The following is a 10314-nucleotide window of genomic DNA, read 5'->3' as shown; positions in this document are numbered from 1 at the left end:
GGCGCTCACGCTCCTCCAGGCCCGCGTCATGGACAGACGGGTGCACTACCAATGAGCCGCCCCTCCCGCCTCGCCGGCCCCGGCGCCATCGCCCGCCATGCGACGCTGCTGACCACCGGCGCCCTCATCCTGGTGCCGTTCGTCTGGATGGCCTCGCTCTCGCTGAAGCCGCCGGGCGAGATCTTCCGCGCCTCCTTCTCGCTCCTGCCCGAGCACTGGTATGCGGTGGAGAACTATTCCCGCGCCGTCACCGAGGCGCCGCTCCCCGCCTACATGCTGAACGGCGTCATCGTCTGCGCCGCCATCCTGGCCCTGCAGATCCTCGTCTGCGCGCCCTGCGCCTATGCCCTCGCCAAGCTGGAATTCCGCGGCCGCGACGCCCTCTTCGCCCTGGTGCTGATCGGCCTGCTGCTGCCGCACCAGGTGCTGTCGCTGCCGCTGTTCATCCTCGGCTACAGCCTCGGCATCCTCAACACCTATGCCGCGCTGGTCTTCCCCTTCGTCGTCTCGCCCTTCGGCATCTTCCTGTTCCGCCAGTTCTTCAAGTCGATCCCCGACGACATCGTCCACGCCGCCCGCCTCGACGGCCTCTCCGAGCTCGCCATCGTCTGGAAGATCATGGTGCCGATGGCCCTGCCGGCCGTCGTCGCCTTCTCGATCTTCTCCGTCGTCAGCCACTGGAACGACCTGTTCTGGCCGCTGATCGCCGTCCGCGACGAGGCGCTCATGCCACCGCCGCTGGGCATCATGGCCTTCAAGAACGAGGAGGCCGGCAACGACTACGGTCCCCTCATGGCCGCATCCACCCTCGTCGTCCTGCCGCTCGTCGTCGCCTTCCTCGCCGCGCAGCGATGGTTCGTCGAAGGCCTCACAGGCGGCGCCGTCAAATGATTGCAAGGAGCCTTCGCCCATGGCCATCGATCGCAGAAGCCTGCTGATCGGCAGCGCGTGCGCCGTCGGGGCGCTCGCCGCACCGATGCGCATCGCCGCCGCCGCGGCCGTCACGACCATCCGGATCAGCGTCTACGCCGGCTATGAGACAATGCTGGGCGACCTCGCGGCGCGCTTCAGCGCCATCCGTCCGGATATCGCCGTCGACTATGTCGTCAGGGGCGACAACTGGGACCCGCTGCTGCAGATGACGCTCCGCGACAGCCTCGTCGGCGGTCTTCCCGACGGCACCTGGCAGTACCTCACCTATGCGCCGCTTCTCGCCCGGCGCGGCATCGTGCAGCCGCTCGACCCGCTCTTTGGCGGCGACCGTGCCGAGCTCCAGGCGTTGGGGATCACCCGCGCCATGATCGAGGCCGTCTCGGTGAAAGGCAGCGTTCTTGCGCTGCCCTTCGGCACGACCATCCCGGTCGTCTATTACAACATGGATCTCCTGCGGCGCGCCGGGTACGCGGCTGCGACCTTGCCTTCGACCTGGCAGGAGATCGTCGAGATCGGCACGAAAGTCGCGGCGCTCGATCGCTCGATCAATGGCGGCTATATCGAATACGACTCCACCAACGAGTGGGTGTTCCAGAATCTCCTCGCCGGCTTCGGCGGACGGATGATGAACGCCGAGCAGACCGGGATCGCCTTCGCCGGGCCCGAGGGGCGGCAGGCGCTGCAGGTCCTCTGGGATCTGGGCGCGACCAGCACCGCCGACATGACGTACAACCAGGCTCGCCAGGCCTTCAATGCCGGAACCACCGGAGTCCATATCCGCTCGGCGAGCGGAACCACCTCCGTCGCCAAGGCCGCCGCCGGCCGGTTCGAGCTGCAGGTCGGCCAGGTTCCGATTCCGAGCCAGACAGGATGGATCGTCGGCGCCGGTCACGGCTTCATGATGTTCACCAGGGATGCGGCGCGGCAGAAGGCCCTCTGGGACTTCATGCGCTTCGCCGCCGGCCCGGAAGGCCAGATGATCCTTGCCAGGCGCACGGGCTACATGCCCGTCAACATGCTGGCGCTGAACGACCCGGCCTTCCTCGAGCGCTATCTCCAGATCAATCCCTATCACCGCGCGATCGTCGACCGCCTGGCGATCACGAGCGACCAGTTCTCCTTTCCCGCCGACAACACCGTCGAGATCGCCGACATGATGGCCGCGGCGATGCGTGAGGTCGTCAGGCGCCGGACCCGGCCGGACCAGGCGCTTGCCGCCATGGCCGAGCAGACCCGCAAGCTGCTCAAGCTCGCCTGACGGCCGATCGAAGACTGCCGGCCGGCGCGGCGATCCGCCTCGGCCATCCCTTTCCGCCAGGAACCCTTTCCGCCAGGAAGGCGCCCGATGAACGCTCCGTCCGCGCAGACCGTCGACGTCCGCCCGGCCCATCCCGAAGGGCTGGTCGTCGCTGCGCCGCTCAACATGAGCGGCAACCTGCCGCCGAAAGCGCCCCACGTCTTCGACGAGGCCTGTCGCTCGGCGATCGCCCGGGTGCTGGCGGAGCATTCTCCCAACGACCTGTTCGGCGCCCATCAGTTCAAGGGCTCCGAACGCGACCGCGCGGCCGGGGCGGCCTTTGTCGCCCGGCGGCTTCCAGTCGCGCCGGAGGCCGACCGGGTCGTGGTGGCCAACGGCACGCAGAGCCTTCTCGTCATGCTGCTCGCCGGCCTCGTCGGACAGGGCGGAACCCTGGCGATCGAGGCTCTGACCTATCCGACCATCGGCCGGCTCGCCGAGACGCTCGGGATCGGCCTCGCCGCCGTTCCGATCGACGCGGAGGGCGTCATTCCCGACGCCTTCGAGGGCGTATGCCGCAGCCGGCGCCCCGCCGCCCTCTATGTGATGCCGAGCCTGCACAATCCGACCACCGCGATCATGGGGCCGGGGCGGCGGGCGGAGGTCGCCGAAATCTGCCGGCGCTACGGCGTTGCCATCATCGAGGACGATATCTACAGCCTGCTGCCGCAGAACCTGCCGCCGCCGCTCTCGACTTACGCGCCGGAGATCTCCTGGTATGTCCTCGGCACGGCCAAGGCCATGGTGGCCGCGCTCAAGGTCGCCTATGTCGTCGCCCCGAGCGCGATGGCCGCGGCCGACCTGTTCTGGCCGGGCGGGCGCGAGACCTTCTGGATGTGCGCGCCGATCAATGCCGCCGTCGCCTCGATCCTGATCGAGGAGGGCGCCGTCGGCCGGATCCTCGATGCCGTTCGAGCGGAAACGCGGGAACGCCAGAGGCGCGTCGCCGAGCGTCTTGCCGGTGCCGACCTCCGGACCATGCCCGAATGCCTGCATGTGTGGCTGACGCTGCCCGAGGATCGATCCCGCACGGATTTCGTCGCCGCCGTCGCGGCCCGCGGCGTCACGATCAGCCCCAGCGACATCTATGCCTTGTCCGACGCGCCACGTCCGAACGCCGTTCGCTTCGGCACCGGCGCGCCGCGCGATCGCGCGAGCTTCGAGCGCGGCCTCGAAGCGATCGCCCATGCCTACGAAACGGGAGAGTAGAGTTCCGCCATGGCCAGGATTCTGTCCGACGCGCAGGTCGAGCATTACCAGACGGAGGGCTATGTCTGCCCGATCCGGGCCTTCAGCGCGGCCGAAGCCGCCGATTTCAAGCATCGGATGGAAGCGCTGGAGCAGGAGCACGAGAATCTCTGGGCCCGCGCCAAGATCAAGCCCTATCTGATGATGCGCTGGCTGGACGAACTGATGCGCCATCCCAAGATCCTCGATGCGGTCGAGGACGTGATCGGGCCGGACATCATGGTGTGGGCGATCGGCCATTTCGACAAGAAGCCGCACGATCCCGGCTTCGTCTCCTGGCATCAGGACGCCACCTATTGGGGCCTCTCGGAGCCGACCGTCGTCACCGCCTGGGTGGCGCTGACGCCGAGCCGGCGCGAGAACGGCTGCATGCGCGTGATCCCCGGCACGCATCACGTCGGCCAGATGCCGCACAAGGACACGATGGCGGCGAACAACATGCTGAGCCGCGGCCAGGACGTCGCAGTCGAGGTCGACCAGACGAAGGCTGTCGATCTCGAGCTCGAGCCGGGCGAGATCTCACTCCACCACACGATGCTCATCCACGGGTCGGAGGCCAATCGCTCCGATACGCGGCGGCTCGGCATCGCGATCCGCTACGTCGCGGCCCATGTCCGCCAGACGACCGGGTTCAAGGACAGCGCGACCCTCGTGCGCGGGAACGATCGCTACGGCCACTTCATTGCCGAGCCTCGGCCGGCGCGGGATTTCGATCCCGAGGTCATCCCCTTCTATGCAGAGCTGGCCGATGCCTTCCGCGCCCGAAAGGACGCGATCGCGGCTCGCGCGAAGGCTTTGGATGCCTGAGCGTGCGGCATGAGGTTCATCATCGCTCCCCTTCCTTCGCCTCGGGTGTCATGACGACGCATCTTGACCGACAGCACGTCCTCGCCGGCGCCGGGGCGCTCGTGGACGGCGAAGCGCTCCGCCGATCGGCGGGCGTTTCGACGCTCGTCTATCACCGCCCGGGACGCGATCGGTCGGCGCCGCTCATGGTCTTCATCCCCGGCGGCGGCCATCTGGCGCGGGTGTTCTACGGCTATCCCGGCGGCATCAGCGAAGATTTCGTCGATCATTGGCTGGCCGAGGCGGGGTTCGGCATGCTGACCGTCTCCGTGCCGGTCGGGCCGCGCTTCGGCCAGGCCTTCGAGACCGGGTTGACGCGGCCGGATTGGGCGGAGGCGATCGCAACCTGCGCCGAGGAGGCGATCGAAGCGGACGGTCAATCGCGATCCGTCGTCATCCTCCCCTGGAGCCTCGGGGGCAGCATCGTCGGTCATCTCGTCGACTCGCTTTGCCGGCGAAATATCGACATCGCCGGGTTCATGCCGCTGTCCGCGAGCTCGCCGCTGCCGCGATCGCCGCGAAGCTATCGCTCGGAGGAGCGTCTCGATGCCGACGGCCTCTGGGATGTCGCGGGATCCCGGCTCTTCGGTGTCGAGCGGCTGAGGACCTGGCAGGCCGAGATCAGGTCGATCGAGGCCGAGCTCGGCCGCACCGTCCTGTCGCCGGACGATTACGAGAGGCACATCCTGACCGGCACGCCGATCGGCATCGTCCCCGGCGGCCTGGCGCGCTCGTTCCACCCGACCGAGGAGCCCGATCTTTCCGTCTTTCCCTTTGCGACGCCGATCGTGCCGACGGGCGAGCAGGACTACCGCCACGCCATCGGCGATGCTGCGAGCTGGGCCTATGTCAATGCGCAGATCGTGCTCGCCCGCTATGTCGACGCTTTCGGCCGCCACGGCCGCCCGATGGATGGCCCGGCCTGGGCGGCGCTCACGGCCGTCATGGCCGATCTCCAGACCGGCACGGGCGCCCGGATCGCCGGCGGCCATTTCTTCTTCCTCGGCGCGCGCGGCGCCCGTGAGACCGCCGGAGCGATCGCCGATCTGCTGCCGCGCGGCCTCGCCCTGCGGGCCAGGCTGGCGCGCCTGCTGCCGGAATTGTGATGAAGATGCAGCGGAGCGAACGTAGGAGAGGGCAGGGCGAGGAGGCGTGAGGTCGTGCTGGCATGTTTCGCGTCCGCTCCGGCACGCCCTATGCTGTCCCGGATTGGCGCCCGGCCGGATCGTCGGCGGGATTGCTTCGCGCAGCATGGGCTTCAGACATGGCACGACAACCCATCCCGCACCCGATCCTCGTCACTGCCCGCCTGCGCCTGCGCCAATTCCGCACCGAGGATGTCGACGCGATGCACGAATGCTTCGCGAACCCGGAGGCGATGCGCTTCTGGAACACGCCGGTTCACACCAAACGGCTGGAGACCGAGCGCGCGGTGCAGCGCTTCATCGACTGCACCCCGTCCTATTATCGATTCTGGGCGGTGGCGGAGGCCGGGACCGATCGCTGCCTCGGCCTGGTCAACTATCACGACGGCCATATCCGCAGCAGGCGCGTGGCCATCGGCTATATCGTCGATCCCGCGCGCCATCGGCAGGGCATCGCCGCGGAGGCCGTCTCGGCCATGCTCGAATTCTGCTTCGGCGAGCTCGGCCTGCATCGCGTGCAGGCTCTCATCCATCCCGACAACACGCCGTCTCGGGCGCTCGTCGAGAAACTCGGATTCCGCTGCGAAGGCCGGCTCCGCGACAACCTGCGCGTCGGCGACGAGTGGCGGGACGACATGCTCTATGCGCTCCTTGCAACCGAGCGCCCGAGCCGGGCCTGACGCCCGGCACCATCATCCCGTCAGCCACCCGAACGCGCGGCGCAGGAAGGCCGGCGCATCCCGCTCCACGGGTGTTCCATGGGCCATCAGCACCGTCTCGGCGGGCCATGCGAGGATGCGGCCCAGAGCATCGCGCCCGAGGCGGCGATTGGTGAAGGCGAGGCGAAACTTGCGCGGCACCGACGGCTCGGGCCCGACCATCAGGTCCAGCTTCGCGATCACGGCCCGCCAGCCCGAGAGCAGGCCGGCGGGAAGCTGCTGGATCAGATCGGTAAAGAGCACGGTGCCGCTCGGGACGTGGAAGAACACCGCCTCGGTGGTGATCAGGTTGCCCCGCACCAGGACCTGGTCGATCTCCCCGGCCCAATCCGGGCTCGGCGCCTCGCCGAGGTCGGCGTCGAAGTCGATGTCCCGACGCTTCTTGCGCAAGCCCGGGGGCGCGTGGAGCCTGGCCTCGGGATAGGCACCTTTCCACTCCGCCAGAAACAGGTGATGCAGGGAGTTGGGAGCAACGATGTGCCGGACCTGGCCGAGGGCATCCACCGCCGTCCGCAGGCTCTGCGTCAGCCGTACCGGCGACCAGATGAAGAGGCCGCCAGCCGGCAGTCTCATGACGGCCATCCGCGTGGGATAGTGAAATCCGGCGACCGCGACCTCCGGGCCGTCCGCGGTCCAGATCTCGCGACCGAATTCCTTCAACATGGCCGAGCCGGTGCGATTGCTGCTGATCGAGGGTTAGCCGCCGGAGGCTGCGCCCGCAAGCGCCGCCGCCATCTTGTCGCGGTCGGATGGCTTGCCGGCGCCGGCGGCCGCGAGGTCCATGCCCCCGCAGTAACCAGACCGGGACTTGTCCCGGCCAGGACCCGAGGCGATCGCCGGCTTCGGGGGCCTGCGCGCCGGCGGAAACCGGTGGCTTCCTCGGAATCCCGCCGCACTTGTTACTCCCGCCATGTGCTGTCCCGGTGCGAAAAGCATTGCACCAGCAACGACGAGCGACGGGCCGCGAACGGGATCGCGCCTCACCGCGGTGGGCGGGCCGTCGCCGGGATCAGGAGGTTCAAAGCCATGACTGCATCAGTCGAGACCGGAGGAAATGTCGGCCAACCCGCCATGTGCACGCCGCCGGTCGTGTCGCCGCAGGCCTGGGAGGCGGCGCACCGGCAATTGCTCGTGAAGGAAAAGGCCCAGACCCGCGCCCGTGACGCCCTGGCGGCCGAGCGCCGGCGCATGCCATGGATGGCCGTGGACAGGGCCTATGCGTTCGAAGGCCCTGCCGGCAAGGCCAGCCTGCTCGACCTGTTCGAGGGCCGTCGCCAGCTGATCGTCTACCGTGCCTTCTTCGAGCCCGGGGTGTTCGGCTGGCCCGACCACGCCTGCCGCGGCTGCTCCATGGTGGCCGACCAGGTCGCCCATCTCGCCCACCTCAACGCCCGCGACACCACCCTCGTCTTCGCCTCGCGCGCCCCGCAGGCAGACATCGCGCGGCTGAAGGCGCGGATGGGCTGGACGATGCCGTGGGTCACCATCACCGACGGCTTCGACGCCGATTTCGGCGTGGACGAGTGGCACGGCACGAACGTGTTCTACCGCGACGGCGCCTCGGTGTTCCGCACCTATTTCGTCAACAACCGCGGCGACGAGCAGATGGGCGGCACCTGGAACTATCTCGACATCACGCCGCTCGGCCGCCAGGAGGTGTGGGAGAATTCGCCCGAGGGCTATCCCCAGACCCCGACCTATAAGTGGTGGAACTGGCACGACAGCTACGTCCCGGACGCCGCCCCCGACCGGACATGGGTGGCGGTGTCGGATGCCGGCGAGGCGGCGTTCCGGAACAAGGACGCAAACCCGAAGGCGTGACGGGCCTGTCCCGCCGGCCCGATCGGCCGTGCGACATGGGATGACGAGGCGCTGCGGCCGCTGGGCTTAGCTGGATGGCTATGCCACACGGCTGCAGCGACCCTTGCGATCATGGCATGCGGACCGGCGGGCGGTTCTCGATGCGAAGGACCAAGGGCCCGCTCCCGGGCCGCGCCCGTCATGGAGCACGGCGCCGTCCATCCGGATGTTGCACCCCGGCCGTCTCGCGAAGGGCGCGCTGCCGCCCGATCTGCAGCATGGCAATGCTGCCGAGAATCAGGACCACGGCCGCCACTTCCAGCATGCCCACTTTCTCGCCGGTGGCCCAACCGATGAGCAACGCGACGATCGGCGTGATATAGGTCGAGCCCGAGGCCGCGACGGCGCCGAGCTCCTGCACCAGGTAATAGTAGATCAGGAAGGCGGCGCCGGTCCCCAGAACGCCGAGCCCGACCGCCACGCCGATGGCTGCGTGCCAATCCTGAAGGATCCGCCCGATGCCGGTGAAGTCCGTCAGAAGCAGCAGCACGGGCAGGGCCAGCCCGATCTGCCAGGTGGACAGCGCGAGCGGCGGCAGGTTGGCCGGCGACAGGAAGCGGCGGACATAGACATAGGACAGGCCGAGGACGGCGGCGCCCGCCACCATCCAGATGACGCCGGCAAGGTCGATGGACCTGTCCGCGCCCTCCCAGGGACGTGCGATCAGGACGATGCCGGCGAAGCCGCAGGCGACCCCGACGGCCATCAGCCGGTTGAGCCTTTCCGTTCGCAGGACCAGCAGCGAGGCGACGGCGGTGAACAAGGCGATCGATCCGCCCAGGACCCCCGCGACGCCGGAGGGAAGCAACGCCGTGCCCTTGACGATCGCGAAGTAGTAGAAGGCGGTCGCGACAATGGCCATGACGAGGAAATGCGGCAGATACCGCAATTGACGGCGGTCGATCGCGCCGGCATGCCAGGCCGCGAATGCCAATGGCAGGAAGCCGAAGAACACCCGCAGGAGCGTGATCTGTGCCGGGCTGATGAGAGCTGCCGCCCATTTCATGTAGGTGAAGTTCGATCCCCACAGGAGGCCGAGAAAGGCAAAGGCGGCATAGGTCAGCTTCATGGCTCGCGTCCTGCCGATCCCGGCATGGCCTGAAAAACCGGCGCGCGGACACTATTGCCGGCTCCTTCGCAGGCGGACAGAATGGATGCGTCGACGGGATGTTATCCCTGCGACACTTCGCGGACGGAGAGGCCATCATGGGCGCGCATCGGACGGCAAGGCCGGCCCGGCCGGACGGAGAAGCGCCGAGGCTGTCCGTCGGCTTCATCCTGGCGCGGCACTTCACGCTGAACGCCTTCGCCAATTTCGTCGATGTCCTGCGGCTGGCCGCGGACGAGGGGGACCGCAGCCGGCCGATCCGCTGCGAATGGAGCGTGCTGTCCGACACCATGAATCCGGTGGCGTCGAGCAGCGGCGTGGTGGTCCAGCCGACCGAGCGGCTCGGCGACCCCGGCAAGTTCGACTATGTCGTGGTGGTGGGCGGCCTGATCGGGGGAAGTCTCGATCTCAGCCCCGCCTGCCTGCGGTATCTGCAACAGGCCGCCGCGGCGAAGGTCCCGCTCGTCGGCGTCTGCACCGGCGCCTTCATCCTCCACCGGGCCGGGTTGATGGACGGCTATCGCTGCTGCGTCAGCTGGTTCCACCACACCGATTTCCTGGAGCAGTTCGACGGCCTCCAGCCGGTGTCCGACCGGATCTTCATCGTCGACCGCGACCGCCTGACCTGTCCGGGCGGCGCGAGTGCGGCCCATCTGGCGGCGTTCCTGGTCGAGAGGCATATCGGCAAGGCGCCGGCGACCAAGAGCCTGCACATCATGATGATCAACGGCGCGGAGGTGGGCGAGGCGCCGCAGCCGAGCCCCATCCTCGAACTCGACACCGGCGACCAGTTCGTAAGGAAGGCCTTGCTGCTGGTGCAGCAGAACCTCGATGCGCCGATCTCCGTCGGGCAGATCGCCGAGCACCTGGGCATCGGCAAGCGCCGTCTCGAACGGCACTTCGCCAGCGCGCTCGGAAGCTCGCCGCGGTCGGCCTTCATGGACATGCGGCTGTCCCTGGCGCGGCACATGATCGAAAACACAGACAAGTCCTTCGCCGCGATCGCGGTCGAATGCGGCTTCTCCGACTCCTCGCATTTCAGCCGGATGTTCCGCCGTCGCTTTGCCAGCACGCCGAGCGATTTCCGCAGGGCGAGGCAGCCTTTCGGCGGCAGCGCGTAGTCGAGGCGCGCACAGCCCCTCTCCCGGCAACTCGGAT

10 protein-coding genes are annotated in these 10314 nt (G+C 68.3%); 8 read left to right on the top strand and 2 right to left on the bottom strand.

What is annotated here, in order from left to right:
- Window positions 1–51 precede the first annotated feature (51 nt).
- From QO011_RS12725 to QO011_RS12700, 6 genes are all read left to right on the top strand, one after another.
- Entirely contained in the window at window positions 52–891 is an 840-nt protein-coding gene (locus QO011_RS12725) for a carbohydrate ABC transporter permease (RefSeq protein ID WP_307272318.1), read from the top strand.
- A 19-nt stretch (window positions 892–910) separates the two neighbouring features.
- Entirely contained in the window at window positions 911–2191 is a 1281-nt protein-coding gene (locus QO011_RS12720) for an extracellular solute-binding protein (protein WP_307272317.1), read from the top strand.
- A gap of 87 nt (window positions 2192–2278) precedes the next feature.
- The gene (locus QO011_RS12715) at window positions 2279–3439 is read left to right on the top strand and encodes an aminotransferase-like domain-containing protein (RefSeq protein WP_307272316.1); all 1161 of its coding nucleotides are present in this window, start codon (window positions 2279–2281) and stop codon (window positions 3437–3439) included.
- Between the two features lie 9 nt (window positions 3440–3448).
- Complete coding sequence (locus tag QO011_RS12710) at window positions 3449–4285, top strand: phytanoyl-CoA dioxygenase family protein (protein ID WP_307272315.1); 837 nt, start codon at window positions 3449–3451, stop codon at window positions 4283–4285.
- Between the two features lie 185 nt (window positions 4286–4470).
- The gene (locus QO011_RS12705; protein ID WP_307272313.1) at window positions 4471–5430 is read left to right on the top strand and encodes a hypothetical protein; all 960 of its coding nucleotides are present in this window, start codon (window positions 4471–4473) and stop codon (window positions 5428–5430) included.
- Between the two features lie 158 nt (window positions 5431–5588).
- Window positions 5589–6149, top strand: a complete 561-nt coding sequence (locus QO011_RS12700) for a GNAT family N-acetyltransferase (RefSeq protein WP_307272311.1) — start codon at window positions 5589–5591, stop codon at window positions 6147–6149.
- A gap of 12 nt (window positions 6150–6161) precedes the next feature.
- Here the strand turns inward: QO011_RS12700 and QO011_RS12695 are convergent, their stop codons facing one another.
- Window positions 6162–6851 carry a DUF4336 domain-containing protein gene (locus tag QO011_RS12695; RefSeq protein WP_307272310.1) on the bottom strand — a complete coding sequence of 230 codons (690 nt, stop codon included), beginning with the start codon at window positions 6849–6851 and terminating at the stop codon, window positions 6162–6164.
- A gap of 363 nt (window positions 6852–7214) precedes the next feature.
- Between QO011_RS12695 and QO011_RS12690 the strand changes: the two genes are divergently transcribed.
- On the top strand, window positions 7215–8009 hold the full coding sequence (locus QO011_RS12690; RefSeq protein ID WP_307272308.1) for a DUF899 domain-containing protein: 795 nt from the start codon (window positions 7215–7217) through the stop codon (window positions 8007–8009).
- Window positions 8010–8187: 178 nt separating this feature from the next.
- On the opposite strand, the gene QO011_RS12685 is transcribed toward QO011_RS12690, so the two are convergent.
- Complete coding sequence (locus tag QO011_RS12685) at window positions 8188–9117, bottom strand: DMT family transporter (protein WP_307272306.1); 930 nt, start codon at window positions 9115–9117, stop codon at window positions 8188–8190.
- A 137-nt stretch (window positions 9118–9254) separates the two neighbouring features.
- On the opposite strand from QO011_RS12685, the gene QO011_RS12680 reads away from it, so the two are divergent.
- Window positions 9255–10277 carry a GlxA family transcriptional regulator gene (locus QO011_RS12680; RefSeq protein WP_307272304.1) on the top strand — a complete coding sequence of 341 codons (1023 nt, stop codon included), beginning with the start codon at window positions 9255–9257 and terminating at the stop codon, window positions 10275–10277.
- Window positions 10278–10314: the final 37 nt, after the last annotated feature.

The sequence above is a fragment of the Labrys wisconsinensis genome, from assembly GCF_030814995.1.
Classification (GTDB): domain Bacteria; phylum Pseudomonadota; class Alphaproteobacteria; order Rhizobiales; family Labraceae; genus Labrys; species Labrys wisconsinensis.
This window is presented reverse-complemented; position numbering and strand designations above follow the sequence as displayed.

Excerpts from the sequence above, each read along its gene's own strand:
- QO011_RS12725 (WP_307272318.1), top strand. The coding sequence starts at position 52 with ATGAGCCGCCCCTCCCGCCTCGCCGGCCCCGGCGCCATCGCCCGCCAT.
- QO011_RS12720 (WP_307272317.1), top strand. The coding sequence starts at position 911 with ATGGCCATCGATCGCAGAAGCCTGCTGATCGGCAGCGCGTGCGCCGTC.
- QO011_RS12715 (WP_307272316.1), top strand. The coding sequence starts at position 2,279 with ATGAACGCTCCGTCCGCGCAGACCGTCGACGTCCGCCCGGCCCATCCC.
- QO011_RS12710 (WP_307272315.1), top strand. The coding sequence starts at position 3,449 with ATGGCCAGGATTCTGTCCGACGCGCAGGTCGAGCATTACCAGACGGAG.
- QO011_RS12705 (WP_307272313.1), top strand. The coding sequence starts at position 4,471 with ATGGTCTTCATCCCCGGCGGCGGCCATCTGGCGCGGGTGTTCTACGGC.
- QO011_RS12700 (WP_307272311.1), top strand. The coding sequence starts at position 5,589 with ATGGCACGACAACCCATCCCGCACCCGATCCTCGTCACTGCCCGCCTG.
- QO011_RS12695 (WP_307272310.1), bottom strand. The coding sequence starts at position 6,851 with ATGTTGAAGGAATTCGGTCGCGAGATCTGGACCGCGGACGGCCCGGAG.
- QO011_RS12690 (WP_307272308.1), top strand. The coding sequence starts at position 7,215 with ATGACTGCATCAGTCGAGACCGGAGGAAATGTCGGCCAACCCGCCATG.
- QO011_RS12685 (WP_307272306.1), bottom strand. The coding sequence starts at position 9,117 with ATGAAGCTGACCTATGCCGCCTTTGCCTTTCTCGGCCTCCTGTGGGGA.
- QO011_RS12680 (WP_307272304.1), top strand. The coding sequence starts at position 9,255 with ATGGGCGCGCATCGGACGGCAAGGCCGGCCCGGCCGGACGGAGAAGCG.